The 16,472-nt window shown below is 59.2% G+C and carries 17 protein-coding genes; 11 read left to right on the forward strand and 6 right to left on the reverse strand.

Annotated features, from left to right (window positions below):
• Positions 1 to 8: 8 nt before the first annotated feature.
• Positions 9 to 986 carry a dipeptidase gene (locus tag JJD66_RS07735; RefSeq protein ID WP_032879065.1) on the reverse strand — a complete coding sequence of 326 codons (978 nt, stop codon included), beginning with the start codon at positions 984 to 986 and terminating at the stop codon, positions 9 to 11.
• A 218-nt stretch (positions 987 to 1,204) separates the two neighbouring features.
• Between JJD66_RS07735 and JJD66_RS07740 the strand changes: the two genes are divergently transcribed.
• The 3 genes from JJD66_RS07740 (at position 1,205) to JJD66_RS07750 (ending at position 2,735) form a co-directional block, all read left to right on the forward strand.
• Positions 1,205 to 1,609 carry a lysozyme inhibitor LprI family protein gene (locus JJD66_RS07740; protein ID WP_034128881.1) on the forward strand — a complete coding sequence of 135 codons (405 nt, stop codon included), beginning with the start codon at positions 1,205 to 1,207 and terminating at the stop codon, positions 1,607 to 1,609.
• Positions 1,610 to 1,680: 71 nt separating this feature from the next.
• The gene (locus JJD66_RS07745) at positions 1,681 to 2,322 is read left to right on the forward strand and encodes a hypothetical protein (protein WP_198714428.1); all 642 of its coding nucleotides are present in this window, start codon (positions 1,681 to 1,683) and stop codon (positions 2,320 to 2,322) included.
• On the forward strand, positions 2,319 to 2,735 hold the full coding sequence (locus tag JJD66_RS07750) for a DUF3010 family protein (RefSeq protein WP_096143761.1): 417 nt from the start codon (positions 2,319 to 2,321) through the stop codon (positions 2,733 to 2,735). The genes JJD66_RS07745 and JJD66_RS07750 overlap by 4 nt, the downstream gene beginning before the upstream one ends.
• A 7-nt stretch (positions 2,736 to 2,742) precedes the next feature.
• On the opposite strand, the gene JJD66_RS07755 is transcribed toward JJD66_RS07750, so the two are convergent.
• From JJD66_RS07755 to JJD66_RS07765, 3 genes are all read right to left on the reverse strand, one after another.
• A complete protein-coding gene (locus JJD66_RS07755) occupies positions 2,743 to 3,171 on the reverse strand; it encodes a hypothetical protein (RefSeq protein WP_105228794.1) in 429 nt (142 codons plus the stop codon).
• A 188-nt stretch (positions 3,172 to 3,359) separates the two neighbouring features.
• Positions 3,360 to 4,544, reverse strand: coding sequence for an ATP-binding protein (locus tag JJD66_RS07760; RefSeq protein WP_034128885.1), 1,185 nt, complete (start codon positions 4,542 to 4,544; stop codon positions 3,360 to 3,362).
• Between the two features lie 68 nt (positions 4,545 to 4,612).
• Positions 4,613 to 5,557: a GlxA family transcriptional regulator gene (locus JJD66_RS07765; RefSeq protein WP_054898194.1), complete on the reverse strand. Its 945-nt coding sequence runs from the start codon at positions 5,555 to 5,557 to the stop codon at positions 4,613 to 4,615.
• 194 nt (positions 5,558 to 5,751) lie between these two features.
• Between JJD66_RS07765 and JJD66_RS07770 the strand changes: the two genes are divergently transcribed.
• The 5 genes from JJD66_RS07770 to JJD66_RS07790 all read left to right on the forward strand — a co-directional run bounded on the left by JJD66_RS07770 (position 5,752) and on the right by JJD66_RS07790 (position 9,865).
• Positions 5,752 to 6,696: a choline ABC transporter substrate-binding protein gene (locus JJD66_RS07770; protein ID WP_200647907.1), complete on the forward strand. Its 945-nt coding sequence runs from the start codon at positions 5,752 to 5,754 to the stop codon at positions 6,694 to 6,696.
• Positions 6,697 to 6,782: 86 nt separating this feature from the next.
• Entirely contained in the window at positions 6,783 to 7,670 is an 888-nt protein-coding gene (locus tag JJD66_RS07775; protein ID WP_105228797.1) for a 3-keto-5-aminohexanoate cleavage protein, read from the forward strand.
• Positions 7,671 to 7,812: 142 nt separating this feature from the next.
• Positions 7,813 to 8,778 carry an L-carnitine dehydrogenase gene (locus JJD66_RS07780; RefSeq protein WP_200647908.1) on the forward strand — a complete coding sequence of 322 codons (966 nt, stop codon included), beginning with the start codon at positions 7,813 to 7,815 and terminating at the stop codon, positions 8,776 to 8,778.
• A 105-nt stretch (positions 8,779 to 8,883) separates the two neighbouring features.
• Entirely contained in the window at positions 8,884 to 9,378 is a 495-nt protein-coding gene (locus JJD66_RS07785; RefSeq protein WP_105228799.1) for a thioesterase family protein, read from the forward strand.
• A 223-nt stretch (positions 9,379 to 9,601) separates the two neighbouring features.
• On the forward strand, positions 9,602 to 9,865 hold the full coding sequence (locus JJD66_RS07790; RefSeq protein WP_200647909.1) for a hypothetical protein: 264 nt from the start codon (positions 9,602 to 9,604) through the stop codon (positions 9,863 to 9,865).
• 70 nt (positions 9,866 to 9,935) lie between these two features.
• Here JJD66_RS07790 and JJD66_RS07795 read toward each other — a convergent pair whose 3' ends face one another.
• Positions 9,936 to 11,039, reverse strand: coding sequence for a GlxA family transcriptional regulator (locus JJD66_RS07795; RefSeq protein ID WP_003194907.1), 1,104 nt, complete (start codon positions 11,037 to 11,039; stop codon positions 9,936 to 9,938).
• Positions 11,040 to 11,533: 494 nt separating this feature from the next.
• Complete coding sequence (locus JJD66_RS07800; protein ID WP_200647910.1) at positions 11,534 to 12,910, reverse strand: L-serine ammonia-lyase; 1,377 nt, start codon at positions 12,908 to 12,910, stop codon at positions 11,534 to 11,536.
• A 416-nt stretch (positions 12,911 to 13,326) separates the two neighbouring features.
• On the opposite strand from JJD66_RS07800, the gene JJD66_RS07805 reads away from it, so the two are divergent.
• The 3 genes from JJD66_RS07805 to choV all read left to right on the forward strand — a co-directional run bounded on the left by JJD66_RS07805 (position 13,327) and on the right by choV (position 16,364).
• Positions 13,327 to 14,274, forward strand: coding sequence for a choline ABC transporter substrate-binding protein (locus JJD66_RS07805; protein WP_034128893.1), 948 nt, complete (start codon positions 13,327 to 13,329; stop codon positions 14,272 to 14,274).
• Between the two features lie 69 nt (positions 14,275 to 14,343).
• Positions 14,344 to 15,189 (forward strand): choline ABC transporter permease subunit, encoded by an 846-nt coding sequence (gene choW / locus JJD66_RS07810; protein WP_003194913.1) that lies wholly within the window; start codon positions 14,344 to 14,346, stop codon positions 15,187 to 15,189.
• Positions 15,186 to 16,364 (forward strand): choline ABC transporter ATP-binding protein, encoded by a 1,179-nt coding sequence (gene choV / locus JJD66_RS07815; RefSeq protein ID WP_054922367.1) that lies wholly within the window; start codon positions 15,186 to 15,188, stop codon positions 16,362 to 16,364. The genes choW and choV overlap by 4 nt, the downstream gene beginning before the upstream one ends.
• Positions 16,365 to 16,472: the final 108 nt, after the last annotated feature.

Consider the following 16,472-nt stretch of genomic DNA (forward strand, 5'->3'; position numbering starts at 1 on the left):
GCAGTGGCTTATTCGCCCCAGACGTCCTTGAGCACGTTGACCCAGTTCTCGCCCATGATCTTGCGCACCACGCGCTCGCTGTGGCCGCGCTTGAGCAGGGTCTCGGTGAGGTTGGGGAACTCACCCACGGTGCGGATGCCCAGCGGGTTGATGATCTTGCCGAAGCTGGTCAGGCGGCGGGCGTAGCCCTTGTCATGGGTGAGCATTTCGAAGAAATCCTGGCCATGGCCCTGGGTGAAGTCGGTGCCAATGCCGATCGCGTCTTCGCCGACGATGTTCATGGTGTATTCGATGGCTTCGGCGTAGTCGTCGATGGTCGAGTCGATGCCCTTGGCCAGGAACGGCGCAAACATGGTCACGCCGACAAACCCACCGTGGTCGGCGATGAACTTCAGCTCCTCATCAGACTTGTTGCGCGGGTGCTCTTTAAGCCCGGACGGCAGGCAGTGGGAGTAGCACACCGGCTTTTTCGATTCGAGGATGACCTCTTCGCTGGTCTTGGAGCCCACGTGGGACAGGTCGCACATGATGCCGACGCGGTTCATCTCGGCGACGATCTCGCGACCGAAACCCGACAGGCCGCCATCACGCTCGTAGCAACCGGTGCCCACCAGGTTCTGGGTGTTGTAGCACATCTGCACCACCCCCACGCCGAGCTGCTTGAAGATCTCGACATAGCCGAGCTGGTCCTCAAAGGCATGGGCATTCTGGAAGCCGAAGATGATGCCGGTCTTGCCCTGCTCCTTGGCGCGACGGATGTCGGCGGTGGTTTTCACCGGGATCACCAGGTCGCTGTTCTCACGGATCAGGGTCTGGCTGGCGACAATGTTATTGATCGTGGCCTGGAAGCCTTCCCACACCGACACCGTGCAGTTGGCGGCGGTGAGGCCACCTTTGCGCATGTCTTCGAACAGGTCGCGGTTCCACTTGGCAATAATCAGACCGTCGATAACGATGCTGTCGGCGTGCAACTCGGCTGGGCTCATCAGGCGTCCCCTTATTGGCGATTCATGCGCCGAATCGTCTGCCGGCGCTTTGGGGCCAGCATATGCCCAGGGACCGGCGGAGCCGGGTGCAAAAACGACAGGGGAATTGCCGAAAGCGTCAATCCGCGACAAAGCCTGTGAAGACAGGCCCCACGGTCGGCTGTTCTTTGTCTTACGCTTGAGCCAGAATTGCGCATCACGTGATATGAGACGGCGCAATGAAATCGATTTTCCTGGCTTTGGCACTCATCGCAACCACCGCCCACGCGGCCGAAGACACCGACAGCACGCCGTGCGACGGTATCGAGAACGACCAGCAAACCTTGGAATGCGCCACCTACAACAAGACCACCGCCGAGCAATTGCTCAAAGATAATTATCAGGGGTTGCTGGAGCGCATGGGTTCGACCTACGGCAGCGACAAGACCAAACTGGCGGACATTACCGCCCGTCTGAAGGACGCACAGCAGAAGTGGGAAAAACTGCGCGACGCCGATTGTGCAGTGGACACCTTCCCGGCAGTGACCGGCACCAAGGCCTATGCGATTGCGCACAACGACTGCCTGGCGCGCATGAGTGATGAGCGGTCGGAGTTTTTGGAGTCGATTGGCCAAGAACAGTAACTATATTCCTACACTAGAAGCGTCCCACTGTCGCTTTTCGCTACCTGACGCTGATTTAAGGAATTTTCGGCATGCAATGGCTTCCATCTCCACCCACCGACAATATTTATAAGTTGCTTGCTGTATTTGGTTTATGGCTAATTGCAGGTGCGCTGACACTGGTGTCTATTTTTTCTTATCTGGACTACAGACTCCAAAAAGAAACACGCGAGGAAAGCCACCATTCGCAAACGGAGCAAATGGTAAACGACTTCACCAAACGCATTGAAGCACTTGAGAAAGGCACACCGGAGCTGCATAAAATCGCAGATCTGCCGGATTCATTCAACAACGACGTCACCTTCCTGAAGAACAGCCTCGTTATACAAGAAAGAAAACTTTCTACCTACAAAGAACGAGAGAAAGATAACCTCGACACGTTCATGGACTATCTGCTCGTCCACGAAAAAGAGTTTTATATTTTCATAGGTCTGTACGCGACGCTCACGTCACTGTGCACGGTGATAGGTTTTAGCCGCTGGTTTCAGAAAATACAAAAGCCCGGCGAAGTACTGAATGAGCTAGATATTAAAATCAAAGAAGCAAGCTTATTGAAACTTAAGATAGAAATTTCCCAACTTCAACCAATGAGCAAGACAATAGAGCAGCTCTTTGAATTGCATTTCAACAAGCCCTTTCCTGAAGCCTCTCCCTCGCAAAGGACCCGCTCATGACCATCTGCGGCATCGAAATCAAAGGCAGCGAAGCCATCATCGCCGTCGCCTCCCTGGACAACCAGGCGCTGACCCACGTCGCCCTGGCCACCAAGAAAATCGCCCTTGAAGACGACGATGATGCAGCCAACGTCAAAGCCTTCGCCGCCCAGGTGAAGGCGTTCGTTCAAGCCAACGGCATCACGCGCATTGCCATCAAGAAACGCAGTAAAAAAGGCGAGTTCGCCGGTGGCCCGACGACGTTCAAGATCGAAGGGGTGTTTCAGTTGCTGGATGGGGTGGAGGTGACGCTGCTGTCGCCGCAGACCATCAATGCGCAAAACAAGAAGCACAGCTTTGATCTGCCGACGACGTTGAACAAGTATCAGCATGAAGCTTATAAAACAGCCTGTTCAACCCTGATGAAAAAGTAACTACCCATCAGCTTTTGACGCAGTGTTCCAAGCCGTGACCACCGCTTTCGTATTCAGGCGTGTAGTAGTACTTAACGAAAGACACTTTGCCCTCCGGGGTTGACGTCATTTGTGCGACCCCCACGCCGAAGTCTTTCAAGACAGGGTCGGTGTGAGCAAAATAAACGCCCAGCGCATCCGAAGTCCCGGCGGCCATTCCGTCATAACGGGACTTGTCTTCCAAGGTCAAGGTGAAGGTGTAGGCGGCGTACTTGCCAGTGCTTTGCTTGGCGTCGAGCGCCATATCAACAACACCCTTATAGCTGCCTATATGTTTATCCTGGCCGGTACATTCATAGCGCCCGCTGTAGTCGGCTCCGGTGAAAGGTGCAGACGCCTGGACTGCCCACACCGGGGTGGTCGCGAACGCGATGACAGTAACTAGTTTTCTAAGCATGCCAACCTCTTCTGGTTAAGTAGTGACTTCCTGGCCTGCGTGCTTCATTTCAAAAGCATTTGGTCAAGAGCCACTTCTAAGACCCATAGGACGTTAGCAGTCCTTGGCTATAAGTCTCCGTTAGCGATGAAAAAAAGAAACTTCCTACACCTTCCATGATTCCCTTATAAACTGCGCTACATCGGGTTTCACTCGTTAGTCGGTATGCGGGTTTTGTGCAGCAGCCAATCCCCGAACGACTTGTCTTCCAGGGCATACCCTCCCCGGCTCGACTTCCATACCAATTCCTTGTCGCGCAGGGCATCGATACAGGCCTGAATGGTCTGGGTCCCGGGCACCACATCGCTGCGCATAACCTCCAATGCCTTGCTGACTGCGGTAATCGTGCTGTCGGTAAACGGCGCAAATGGCTCATTGCTTTGCGAACGCACCACCATCACCTGCAACACCGCACGCTGCGGGATGGTCAGGGCGTTCCAGGCGCTTTCGAACTCGGTCCATACACCCGCGCGCAGCAGTTCTGCGCGACTGTGCAGCAGTTGGCCAAGATTGCTCGCCTCGCCCAGCTCCAATGCGACTTCACCGATGATCGTGCGCAACATCTCGGGACGCCGACCTACCAGCTCAAACGCCTCATCAATGTCAGCCGCGTTGAATTGGTTGTTCTTGGCCAGGTGCGCGTTGAGGTGCACGGTGTAGGCCTGGGTGAACGCTTTGCCCAGCAGCGGAAACGGCGTGATGCTGGAACCGAAGAATGGCTGGCTTTTACCCAATACCAAATGGGCGAGTTTGTCGCGATTGGAGCCGGTAAACACCAGGCGCAAACCGCTGCCCTCCTCGTCACGGCCTTGGTTGAGCTGATCCCGGGCAGCCTTCAACGCGAACATCGCATTGATACCTGACTCGGTGGTTAATGCGTGCTGTGCTTCGTCAATCACCAGTACAACGGGTTTTTCTGCAGCCCTATGGAGCAATTCCAACGCTTGGGTCAGCGTCGCACCGACAGGCAATTGTGGCTTGGTAAAGTCCCACGAAAGCGTACGCAGAAAGCTTAGTTTCTCGATGCCAATGCTCTTTGCCAGTTTGCGAATGCCCTTTTCAAACGGCACCAACGCCCCCGCAATGGCACCTGCGATCAGCTCGGCGGGGTCTTTTTCCTTGTCGGCCCACAGGTCGACATACACCGCCAGCCAGCCCCGCAGCTGACATTCCGGAATCAGGTCTTCGCGCAGAAAAGTGCTTTTGCCCGTGCGTCGGGGCGCCGCGAGAAACAGGCCGGAGGTGAAATCCTGAATACCGGCCCCCACCAGGCCATCGGCAATACTGCTTGCCAGGGTGGGGCGGCGAAACACAAAGCCGCTGTGCTTGGACATGGTTTTATACTCAATTATGGAAATAACTATAAATTATAGCCAAGAGTATAATTGACTATAATTGTCCGTCAAACCACCTCCCGTCGCCGATCCTCCCGCGGGCATTTGGCAAACCTTGCGCGATAGCTCCTGGTGAAATACGACGGAGACTCAAACCCGCACGCGATACTCACTTCCAGCACGCTCATGTCGCTCTGGCGCAGCAGTTTGCGGGCTTTTTCCAGGCGCAGGCCCAGGTAGAAATTGCTCGGCGTATCGTTCAGGTGCAGGCGAAACAGCCGCTCCAGTTGGCGTCGGGTGACCTTGATCGTTTCGGCCAGGGCCAAGGTGCTCAGGGGCGGTTCGGTGTGCTGTTCCATTTCGCCGATCACGTGCACCAGTTTCTTGTTATTGATGCCGTAGCGCGTGGCGATCTGCATGCGCTGGTGGTCCTTGCGCGGGCGGATGCGGCCGAGTACGAATTGCTCGGAAACCTGGATCGCCAGCTCCGGGCCGTGGGCCTGGGCGATGAGATCGAGCATCAAGTCGATGGACGCCGTGCCGCCAGCGCAGGTGATGCGGCGCCGGTCGATTTCGAACAGTTCCTGGGTCACGCTCAGGTGCGGATAGGCCTCCTTGAAGGCGTCGATGGCTTCCCAGTGCAAGGTCAGGCGGTGGCCGTCAAGCAGGCCCGCCTCGGCCAGCACGCAGGCGCCGGTGTCGATGGCACCCAGGGTCACACCCTCATGGTCGAGGCGGCGCAGCCAATGCTCCAGGGCGGGCGTGGCGAACTGCAGGGGTTCGAAGCCGGCCACCACCAGTAAGGTCGCGCCTTTTTTCAACGGTTCCAGCGCGGCATCGGCGTTGACCGACATGCCGTTGCTCGCCAGTACCGCGCCGCCATCGGCACTCAAGATGTGCCAGCGGTACAGCTCGCCGCGAAAGCGATTGGCCACGCGTAACGGTTCCAGCGCGGAGATAAAACCGAGGGCCGAGAAACCCGGCATCAGCAAGAAATAGACATCCTGGGACATGGTGGCGCTCTCGTCGGACGGGCAGCGTGGTCACTGTGATACGCCAGTTCAACCGGCCATTCAAGAGCCCAGGTCGCTGCAGTGCAAAAGCGGGTCGCCGCCGTGCGCTTTGCGGGGCGCCAAGCTGCGTAACGTGATCCCACGGCGCACAAAGACGCCGGCACCCACAATAACGACTGCCGAGGGCTCCACCCATGAACCGACTGATCAGCCGCTGCGTACTTGCACTCAGCGCCAGCGCCATTTTGAGCACTAACGCCCTTGCAGCGGATGCCGCTTCATGCCAAAACGTACGCATGGGCGTGGTCAACTGGACCGACGTCATCGCCACCAGCGCCATGGCCCAGGTGCTGCTCGATGGCCTCGGCTACAAGACCAAACAAACCAGCGCCTCGCAGCAAATCATCTTTGCCGGCATCCGCGACCAGCGCCTGGACCTGTTTCTGGGTTACTGGAACCCGCTGATGACCCAGACCATCACGCCGTTCGTCGACGCCAAGCAAGTCAAGGTCCTCGAAAAACCCAGCCTGGAAGACGCCCGCGCCACCCTGGCGGTGCCGACCTATCTGGCCGACAAGGGCCTGAAAACCTTTGCTGACATCGCCAGGTTCGAAAAAGACCTGGGCGGCAAGATTTATGGCATCGAGCCGGGCTCGGGCGCCAATACGCAGATCAAGGCGATGATCGCCAAAAACCAGTTCGGCCTGGGCAAGTTCCAGTTGGTGGAGTCCAGCGAAGCCGGCATGTTGGCGGCCGTAGACCGTGCCGTGCGCCGCAAGGAAGCCGTGGTGTTCTTTGGTTGGGCACCGCACCCGATGAACGTCAATGTGGCGATGACTTACCTCACCGGCAGCGAAGACGCCCTGGGCCCGAACGAAGGCATGGCCACCGTGTGGACCGTGACCGCGCCGGCCTACGCCGAGCAGTGCCCCAACGTGCATAAGCTGCTGACCAACCTGACGTTCACCGCCGCCGACGAGAGCCGCATGATGCAACCGCTGCTGGACCACAAGGATGCCATCGAATCCGCCAAGCAGTGGCTCAAGGATCACCCGCAAGACAAGGCGCGCTGGCTGGAGGGTGTGACCACCTTCGACGGCAAACCGGCTGCTGCCAACCTGCAATTGACCACGAAATAACCCATCCAGATCACCGCTTCGCAACCCCTGAAGGTTGCGAACGGCGCCCTGCGCCTTGAAATCACCCGCCTGTAAGGAACCGCCTCATGAACCACGACGTCATCATCACCTGCGCACTCACCGGTGCTGGCGACACGACCGCCAGAAGCCCGCACGTGCCGGTCACTCCCAAGCAAATCGCCGCCGCTGCCGTGGAGGCCGCCAAGGCCGGCGCCACGGTCGTGCATTGCCACGTACGCGACCCCGAGACCGGCAAGTTCAGTCGCGACGTCGCGCTGTACCGCGAAGTGATGGAGCGCATCCGCGAGGCCGACATCGACATCATCGTCAACCTCACCGCCGGTATGGGTGGCGACCTGGAGATCGGTGGCGGCGAGAATCCCATGGAGTTCGGGCCCAATACCGACCTCGTGGGCCCGCTGACCCGCCTGGCCCACGTTGAAGAACTGCTGCCGGAAATCTGCACCCTGGACTGCGGCACGCTGAACTTCGGCGATGGCGACACCATTTACGTGTCCACCCCGGCGCAACTGCGTGCCGGCGCCAAACGTATCCAGGAATTGGGCGTAAAGGCCGAGCTGGAAATTTTCGACACCGGCCACCTGTGGTTCGCCAAGCAGATGATCAAGGAAGGGCTGCTGGATAACCCGCTGTTCCAACTGTGCCTGGGCATTCCCTGGGGCGCACCGGCCGACACCACCACCATGAAAGCCATGGTCGATAACCTGCCCGCCGACGCGGTGTGGGCCGGCTTCGGCATTGGCCGCATGCAAATGCCAATGGCCGCGCAGGCGGTGCTGCTGGGCGGCAACGTACGGGTGGGCCTGGAAGACAACCTGTGGCTGGACAAAGGCGTGCTCGCCACCAATGGGCAACTGGTGGATCGCGCCAGTGAAATTCTCAGCCGGTTAGGCGCGAGGGTCCTGACCCCAGCCGAAGGCCGCATCAAGATGGGCCTGACTCAACGCGGCTAACACAGACACCACCACTCCTGTGGGAGCCGGGCTTGCCCGCGATGAGGCCAGTAAATCTGCCACATCTTTGTAGCCTGCAATGCCGCCATCGCGGGCAAGCCCGGCTCCCACAAAGGATCATCGAACACTTTAGGAATATGCCATGCGCTTTATCACCGAAATCAAAACCTTTGCTGCGTTGGGCAGCGGTGTCATCGGCAGCGGCTGGGTGTCCCGTGCCCTTGCCCATGGTCTGGATGTGGTGGCCTGGGACCCGGCGCCCGGTGCCGAGGCGGCCTTGCGCAAACGCGTCGCCAACGCCTGGCCAGCCCTTGAACAACAGGGCTTGGCGCCAGGTGCCTCCCAGGACCGCCTGCGCTTTGTCACTACCATCGAAGACTGCGTAAAAGACGCCGACTTCATCCAGGAAAGCGCCCCGGAACGCCTGGAGCTGAAGCTGCAATTGCACAGCCAGATCAGCGCCGCGGCCAAGCCGAACGCATTGATCGGCTCCAGCACCTCAGGGCTATTGCCCAGCGAATTCTATGAAAGCTCTACCCACCCGGAACGCTGCGTGGTCGGCCACCCCTTCAACCCGGTCTACCTGTTGCCACTGGTAGAAGTGGTGGGCGGCAAAAACACCGCACCAGAGGCAATCCAGGCGGCGATCTCGGTGTATGAATCCCTCGGCATGCGCCCGCTGCATGTGCGCAAGGAAGTGCCGGGTTTTATTGCCGATCGCCTACTGGAAGCGCTGTGGCGTGAGGCGCTGCACTTGGTCAATGACGGGGTGGCGACCACCGGCGAAATCGACGACGCCATTCGTTTTGGTGCCGGGTTGCGCTGGTCGTTCATGGGCACTTTCCTCACTTACACACTGGCGGGCGGCGACGCCGGCATGCGCCACTTCATGGCACAGTTCGGCCCGGCGTTGCAGCTACCGTGGACTTATCTACCGGCGCCTGAATTGACTGAAAAATTAATTGATGATGTGGTCGATGGCACCGCGGAGCAGTTAGGTAACCACAGCATCTCGGCGCTGGAGCGCTATCGTGATGACTGCCTGCTGGCGGTACTGGAAGCCGTAAAAACAACCAAGGCCAAGCACGGCATGAACTTCGCCGAATAACCCTGTGGGAGCTGGCTTGCCTGCGATGGCGGTGTTGGCCTCGCCATTGCTATCGCAGGCAAGCCAGCTCCCGCATTTGACCACACACTGAATTGGATTCATGCCATGCCCGCACTGACCACCTACACCACGAAAATCCTGCCCGACTGGGTCGACTACAACGGCCATCTGCGTGACGCGTTCTATCTGCTGATCTTCAGCTACGCCACCGATGCGCTGATGGACGCGCTGGGGCTGGACAGCGAAAACCGCGAAGCCAGTGGCCACTCGCTGTTCACCCTGGAGCTGCACCTGAACTACCTGCATGAGGTGAAGCTCGGGGCCGAGGTTGAGGTGCATACCCAACTGATCGCCCATGACGCCAAGCGCCTGCACCTTTATCACAGCCTGCACCTTGTGGGCGAAGCACGCGAGTTGGCGGGTAACGAACAGATGCTGCTGCATGTCGACCTGGCCGGTCCGCAGTCGGCGCCGTTTACCGACGCGACGCTGGAAAAACTCATCGCCCTCAGCCAGGCACACGCCGATCTACCCCGGCCGGCCCTGCTCGGCAGGGTGATCGGGCTGCCCGCGCAAAAAAAAGCCCCGATCCAGCCGTGACGGGATCGGGGCAGAGTGCTTTGTGTGAGCGGTGCATTTCGAGGGTGACCAAACCTTCAAGCTGCGTGCCTGGGTTCAGTGTGCCTGTTACGGGTCAGGTCAAGTACCCCGAAAACGACCTGTTCATAGCCATGCGAGCCATCGCTGGATTCTGCCCTTGCCGCCAGTCCTGTGGCCTACCAGAATCCAAGTCATTCCCGCTCCCTACACCAGGATGACCGTCATGATGCACGCGGATTTGATTGACCAGGATGACCTGCTGAGCCAACTACGCTCGCTGGGTTTTGAAGTGTCCAGCGGCGCTACCGCCGAGCAGGCCTGCGAATGTGCGGTGCGCGGGTTGAGCCAAGCGCGGGCCAAGGCGCTCAAGGGCATGGTGGAACAGATGTACAGCGGCAGCGCGACGATTTTGCCAACGGTGAGGCAGGCGATCGACAAGCAGTTGCTGCCGGCGCTGGTGCAGTTCAAACAGAACTCTGGCGCCTGAAACTCCGCCATCGCAGGCAAGCCAGCTCCCACAGGAGAACGCATTCCAAGGTGGGAGCTGGCGACTCGATCTAGAGCCTTACACTGGCAAAGGTCGACTCATTGCGCGCCTGGCTCAACGCCGACATCGGCCCCGACAACGGTGACAACACCAGTGCCGGCGGAATCGGCATCATCGCTACTTGCTGGGTGGTGTTGGAGCCTACGCGCTCATCCCGTGGCGGAATGCCGAAATATTCGCGGTAGCACTTGGAAAAGTGCGGCGTAGACACAAACCCGCACACCGAGGCGACCTCGATGATCGACATCGGCGTCTGCTTGAGCAGTTGCCGTGCGCGGATCAGGCGCAGCTTGAGGTAGTAGCGCGACGGCGAGCAGTGCAGGTATTTCTGGAACAGCCGCTCCAACTGCCGGCGCGACACGGCGACATACACCGCCAGTTCGTCCAGGTCGATCGGCTCTTCGAGGTTGGCTTCCATCAGCGCGACGATTTCCTGCAGCTTCGGCTGGTTGGTGCCAAGCATGTGCTTGAGCGGCACACGCTGGTGATCCTGTTCGTTGCGGATGCGTTCGTACACGAACATCTCGGAAATGGCGGCCGACAATTCACGGCCGTGGTCGCGGCTGATCAGGTGCAACATCATGTCCAGGGGCGCGGTACCACCGGAGCTGGTGAAGCGGTTGCGGTCGAGGGTGAACAGGCGCGTGCTCATGGCCACCCGCGGGAAGGCTTCCTGCATCGACGCCAGGCATTCCCAGTGCACGCTGCAATCAAAGCCGTCGAGCAAGCCGGCGCAGGCCAGGGCCCAGCTGCCGGTGCACACTGCGCCGAGGCGACGAGACTGGCGTGCCTGGCTTTGCAGCCACGACACATGTTCACGGGTGACGGTGCGCTGGATACCCACGCCGCCGCACACGATGACCGTGTCCAGCACGGGTGCTTTGTGCATGGAGGCATCGGGTGTGATTTGCAGGCCATCGCTGGCCCACACCTGGTTGCCGTCGACACTCAGGGTTGTCCAGCGATACAGCTCGCGGCCGGACAGCTGGTTGGCCATGCGCAGTGGCTCCACGGCAGACGCCAGGGAAATCAGCGTGAAATTGTCCAGCAGCAAAAAGCCGATGGATTGAGGCGCACGGTTCTGGGGTTGGGCCCCGGAGTTGGTCGACGTCATCGCGGTATCTCCTCACATCACACAAAGCAGGTGGCGGCCTCAGGCGAGGCTCTTGTTATTGCGCTCGTCCTGGAAAGGAGAGGCTTTGTAATTGATAGAGCAAATGCCATGCCTAAAATTGAATGGCTATTCAAGAACTCCTGAAAACGACCTGTTTATGTGTCTATATGAGCCCACGCGCGAAGTGCGGGATATGACGCATAACGGGCGGAGTTCAAGGGGGGTGAGCAGATCGGTAGCACTTGTGGGAAGGCGCTTTGCGGGCGTAGGAGGAGTCTGTCACCCAAAGCACATCAGGCGTGTGATCGTGTAGGAATTCGTTCGGAAGCTACTTATCTATTTGCGACGCGCTAAAAGGTGGCGATTTTGGCTTAGAGTGTTCACTTTGTGAGCAATTGCGTCAGCACTATAGCCATCGCGGGCAAGCCCGGCTCCCACCTTTGGAATGCGTTTCCTGTGGGAGCTGGCTTGCCTGCGATAGCGATATCATTGACTCAACATTCAACCGCACTCACCGCCAGCCCACCGCGTGATGTCTCTTTGTACTTGTCATGCATATCGGCCCCGGTATCACGCATGGTGCGGATCACCCGGTCCAACGAGATGAAGTGCTGACCATCGCCACGCAACGCCATTTGCGCCGCGTTGATCGCCTTCACCGCCGCAATTGCATTGCGCTCGATACACGGCACTTGCACCAGGCCGCCCACCGGGTCGCAGGTCAGGCCGAGGTTGTGTTCCAAGCCGATTTCGGCAGCGTTGCACAGTTGCTCCGGCGTGGCGCCGAGGATCTCCGCCAGCCCGGCTGCGGCCATCGCACACGCGGAACCGACCTCGCCCTGGCAACCGACTTCGGCACCGGAGATCGAGGCGTTCTTTTTACACAGGATGCCCACCGCCGCCGCGCCCAGCAGGTAGTCAACCACGTTGGCTTCGGTGACTTCTTCACTGAACTTCATGAAGTAGTGCAACACCGCCGGGATGATTCCCGCCGCGCCGTTGGTGGGCGCCGTGACCATGCGCCCACCGGCGGCGTTTTCTTCGTTGACCGCCAGGGCGAACAGGTTGACCCATTCCATGGCGCTCAAGGTCGAGCCGATCACATTGGGCTTGTTCAGCTCCTGCAAGCTGCGGTGCAACTTGGCGGCGCGACGGCGTACGTTCAAGCCGCCGGGCAAGATGCCTTCGTGCTTGAGGCCCTGCTCCACGCAATCTTGCATGGCGCGCCAGAGCTTCATCAGGCCGCTGCGGATTTCTTCTTCGCTGCGCCAGGTTTTTTCATTCGCCAGCATCAGTTCGGCAACGCGCAGGTTGTGGGTCTTGCACAGCTGCAACAGCTCCACGGCACTGGAAAATTCATAAGGCAGCTCGGTGCGGTCCATATCCGCCAAACCGCTTTGGGCCTGGGCCTCATCCACCACAAAGCCGCCGCCGACCGAATAGTAGGTATCACGATGCAGTTCGCCGTCATCGCCCCATACCACCAGGGTCATGGCATTGGGGTGGAACGGCAGGTTCTCATCGAGCAGGCGCATGTCCCGCGCCCACACAAAGGGCACCGGCAAACGCCCGTCCAGCAGCAGCGTGTCGGTTTCGCGCAGGGTGTGGATACGGGCGCCGATTTGCGTGGGGTCGATTGCGTCTGGCCACTCGCCCATCAGGCCCATGATGGTGGCGGTGTCGCTGCCGTGGCCGATGCCGGTGGCCGACAACGAGCCGTACAGTTGCACTTCGACACGCTGCACCTGTTCCAGCCACCCACGCTCACGCAACCCTTGAACGAACAACGCCGCGGCGCGCATGGGCCCCACGGTGTGGGAACTCGAAGGCCCGATGCCGATCTTGAACAGGTCGAAAACGCTGATAGCCATTAACGTGGAACTCCTCGATAAGCACGGGCCGGGCTTGAACGAGGTGCTACGCTCAGATCGCCCAGATGGCGGCATCATCAAGCTTTTATTCGTCATCACGGCGTCTCACACCGACGCACTCATGCTCACCAGCGGCGCTCGCGTGCGAACGCCAGTTTTGGCCGTTTTTTGCGGTGCAGAAGGGTAAAAACAGCAGTTTTACCTTCGGAAAAACCTGTAAGCGACGTCATCGGTACTGGATGCGACCCTCCCTGTACTGGATACGACGCCCCCTGTAGGCGTCAGATTTTCACTGGTACATGATCAGTCTCGACTCGTTTGCAAGGCACCGCGCCAGAGCTGTTGTCGCACGCTCCGACCGCAACACTTATAAAGCGCGGCGAATGCCGCCAGAAAAGACACAGGAGTCTACCCACATGAAAGGTTCACCCTCGTTGTTGTTGGCCGCCATGCTGAGTCTGCCAGTCGTGGCACACGCCGCAGAACCGGAACAGTGCAAGACCGTCAACTTCTCCGATGTCGGCTGGACCGACATCACCGTCACCACCGCGACCACCAGCGAGATCCTCAAGGGCCTGGGCTACAAGCCGCGCACCACGATGATTTCGGTACCTGTGACTTACAAGTCCCTGGCCGACGGCAAGAACATGGACATTTTCCTCGGCAACTGGATGCCGACCATGGAAAACGACATCAAGCAGTACCGTGATGCCGGCACCGTGGAAACCGTGCGCGCCAACCTGGAGAACGCCAAGTACACCCTGGCGGTCCCAGAGGCGCTGTATGAGAAAGGCCTGAAAGACTTCGCCGACATCGCCAAATTCAAGGATGAGCTGGGCGGCAAGATCTACGGCATCGAGCCGGGCAACGATGGCAACCGCACCATCCAGACGCTGATCGACAAAGATGCCTTCGGCCTGAAAACCGCCGGTTTCAAGGTGGTCGAATCCAGCGAAGCCGGCATGCTCTCCCAGGTTGAACGCGCCTCCAAGCGCAACCAGGCCATCGTGTTCCTCGGCTGGGAACCGCACCCGATGAACACTCGCTTCAAGATGAAGTACCTGACCGGTGGTGACGACTCGTTCGGCCCCAACTACGGCCAGGCCACCATCTACACCAACACCCGCAAAGGCTACACCCAGGAATGCAGCAACGTTGGTCAGTTGCTTAAAAACCTGGTGTTCACGCTCGACATGGAAAGCACCCTGATGGGTAACGTCCTGGACGACAAGATGAAGGCCGATGCTGCCGCCAAGGCCTGGCTGCAGAAGAACCCGCAAGTACTCGACACCTGGCTCGCCGGTGTCACCACCGTTGATGGCAAACCAGGGCTCGATGCCGTTAAAGCTTACCTCGCCAAATAGCACCCGCTGACCCCAGGCCGGTGCGCTGGCCTGGGATGTTTTCCCCTTCGCATGTGGACATTCACTACCATGCTGACTGAACAGAAAATCCCACTAGGCCAGTACATCGCTGCCTTCGTCGACTGGTTGACCCAACACGGTGCCAACTACTTCGACGCAATCGCATCGACACTGGAAACGATGATCCACGGCGTGACGTTTGCGCTGACCTGGTTCAATCCACTGGCATTGATCGGTCTGATTGCGCTGCTGGCTCACTTTATTCAACGTAAATGGGGACTGACTGTTTTTGTCATCGCCTCCTTCCTGCTGATCCTCAACCTGGGGTACTGGCAGGAAACCATGGAAACCCTCGCGCAGGTGCTGTTCGCCACCCTGGTCTGCGTGGTCATCGGTGTGCCGCTGGGCATTGTTGCCGCGCATAAGCCGATGTTCTACACCATGATGCGGCCGGTACTCGATCTGATGCAGACCGTGCCGACCTTCGTCTACCTCATCCCTACCCTGACCCTCTTCGGGCTGGGTGTGGTGCCTGGGCTGATTTCCACGGTGGTGTTCGCGATTGCCGCGCCGATCCGCCTGACCTACCTGGGTATCCGCGATGTGCCGCAAGAGCTGATGGACGCCGGCAAGGCTTTTGGCTGCTCGCGCCGCCAGTTGCTCTCGCGCATTGAACTGCCCCACGCCATGCCGAGCATCGCCGCCGGCATTACCCAATGCATCATGCTGTCGCTGTCGATGGTGGTGATCGCGGCCCTGGTAGGCGCCGACGGCCTCGGCAAGCCGGTGGTCAACGCACTCAACACTGCCGATATTGCGCTGGGCTTTGAAGCGGGCCTGGCCATTGTGTTGCTCGCCATCATGCTCGACCGTATCTGCAAACAACCCGACGCTAAAGTAGGGGGTGATGCATGAGCATTATCCGATTCGACAAAGTCGACGTGATCTTTTCCAAAGACCCACGCGAAGCGCTCAAGCTGCTGGACCAGGGCATGAGCCGTAACGAAATCCTGAAGAAGACCGGGCAGATCGTCGGCGTCGAGAACGCCAGCCTGGATATCGAGAAAGGCGAGATCTGTGTGCTGATGGGCCTCTCGGGCTCAGGCAAATCCAGCTTGCTGCGCTGCATCAACGGCCTCAATACCGTCAGCCGTGGCCAGCTGTTTGTGGAGCATGAAGGGCGTCAGATCGACATCGCCTCCTGCACCCCCGCCGAGCTGAAAATGATGCGCACCAAACGCATCGCCATGGTGTTCCAGAAGTTTGCCCTGATGCCTTGGCTGACGGTGCGCGAGAACATCAGCTTCGGCCTGGAGATGCAGGGCCGCCCAGAGAAAGAACGGCGCACGCTGGTGGACGAGAAACTCGAACTGGTGGGCCTGAGCCAATGGCGCAACAAGAAGCCCGACGAGTTGTCCGGTGGCATGCAGCAACGCGTCGGCCTGGCTCGCGCCCTGGCGATGGACGCCGATATCCTGCTGATGGACGAACCCTTCTCGGCCCTCGACCCGCTGATCCGCCAAGGCTTGCAAGATGAGCTACTGGAACTGCAACGCAAATTGAGCAAGACCATTGTGTTCGTCAGCCACGACCTGGATGAAGCACTCAAGCTCGGCAGCCGTATCGCGATCATGAAAGACGGCAAGATCATCCAGTACAGCGTGCCGGAAGAGATCGTGCTGAACCCGGCGGACGACTATGTGCGCACCTTCGTCGCCCATACCAACCCGTTGAACGTGCTGTGCGGGCGCAGCCTGATGCGCACCCTGGATAACTGCACGCGTGTGAACGGTTCGGTGTGCCTTGATCCGGGTGGCGACTCTTGGCTGGACCTGGCTGAAGGCAACACCATCCAGGGCGCACGCCAGAATGGCGTGACGATGAACCTGCAGAACTGGGCGCCAGGGCAAGCCGTGGAAGGCTTGGGCCGCGTACCGACGTTGGTGGACTCGAACATCGGCATGCGCGATGCACTGCAGATTCGCTACCAGACAGGCAACAAGCTGGTGCTGCACGACAACAACAAGGTGGTGGGGATTTTGGGAGACAGTGAGCTCTACCACGCCCTGCTGGGCAAGAACCTGGGTTAAGGCAACCCTGCAAAACCTACTGAAAAAACTGGGTCAGTGTGGGAGCTGGCTTGCCTGCGATAGCTATGTTGGATTCACCCTTGCTATCGCAGGCAAGCCAGCTCCCAC

This window comes from Pseudomonas sp. MF6751 (genome assembly GCF_016613265.1).
GTDB classification, from domain to species: Bacteria; Pseudomonadota; Gammaproteobacteria; order Pseudomonadales; family Pseudomonadaceae; genus Aquipseudomonas; species Aquipseudomonas fluorescens_BV.

Bases quoted from the DNA above. Each gene is read 5' to 3' on its own strand.
- JJD66_RS07735 (WP_032879065.1), bottom strand. From the start codon at position 986: ATGAGCCCAGCCGAGTTGCACGCCGACAGCATCGTTATCGACGGTCTG.
- JJD66_RS07740 (WP_034128881.1), top strand. From the start codon at position 1,205: ATGAAATCGATTTTCCTGGCTTTGGCACTCATCGCAACCACCGCCCAC.
- JJD66_RS07745 (WP_198714428.1), top strand. From the start codon at position 1,681: ATGCAATGGCTTCCATCTCCACCCACCGACAATATTTATAAGTTGCTT.
- JJD66_RS07750 (WP_096143761.1), top strand. From the start codon at position 2,319: ATGACCATCTGCGGCATCGAAATCAAAGGCAGCGAAGCCATCATCGCC.
- JJD66_RS07755 (WP_105228794.1), bottom strand. From the start codon at position 3,171: ATGCTTAGAAAACTAGTTACTGTCATCGCGTTCGCGACCACCCCGGTG.
- JJD66_RS07760 (WP_034128885.1), bottom strand. From the start codon at position 4,544: ATGTCCAAGCACAGCGGCTTTGTGTTTCGCCGCCCCACCCTGGCAAGC.
- JJD66_RS07765 (WP_054898194.1), bottom strand. From the start codon at position 5,557: ATGTCCCAGGATGTCTATTTCTTGCTGATGCCGGGTTTCTCGGCCCTC.
- JJD66_RS07770 (WP_200647907.1), top strand. From the start codon at position 5,752: ATGAACCGACTGATCAGCCGCTGCGTACTTGCACTCAGCGCCAGCGCC.
- JJD66_RS07775 (WP_105228797.1), top strand. From the start codon at position 6,783: ATGAACCACGACGTCATCATCACCTGCGCACTCACCGGTGCTGGCGAC.
- JJD66_RS07780 (WP_200647908.1), top strand. From the start codon at position 7,813: ATGCGCTTTATCACCGAAATCAAAACCTTTGCTGCGTTGGGCAGCGGT.
- JJD66_RS07785 (WP_105228799.1), top strand. From the start codon at position 8,884: ATGCCCGCACTGACCACCTACACCACGAAAATCCTGCCCGACTGGGTC.
- JJD66_RS07790 (WP_200647909.1), top strand. From the start codon at position 9,602: ATGATGCACGCGGATTTGATTGACCAGGATGACCTGCTGAGCCAACTA.
- JJD66_RS07795 (WP_003194907.1), bottom strand. From the start codon at position 11,039: ATGACGTCGACCAACTCCGGGGCCCAACCCCAGAACCGTGCGCCTCAA.
- JJD66_RS07800 (WP_200647910.1), bottom strand. From the start codon at position 12,910: ATGGCTATCAGCGTTTTCGACCTGTTCAAGATCGGCATCGGGCCTTCG.
- JJD66_RS07805 (WP_034128893.1), top strand. From the start codon at position 13,327: ATGAAAGGTTCACCCTCGTTGTTGTTGGCCGCCATGCTGAGTCTGCCA.
- choW (WP_003194913.1), top strand. From the start codon at position 14,344: ATGCTGACTGAACAGAAAATCCCACTAGGCCAGTACATCGCTGCCTTC.
- choV (WP_054922367.1), top strand. From the start codon at position 15,186: ATGAGCATTATCCGATTCGACAAAGTCGACGTGATCTTTTCCAAAGAC.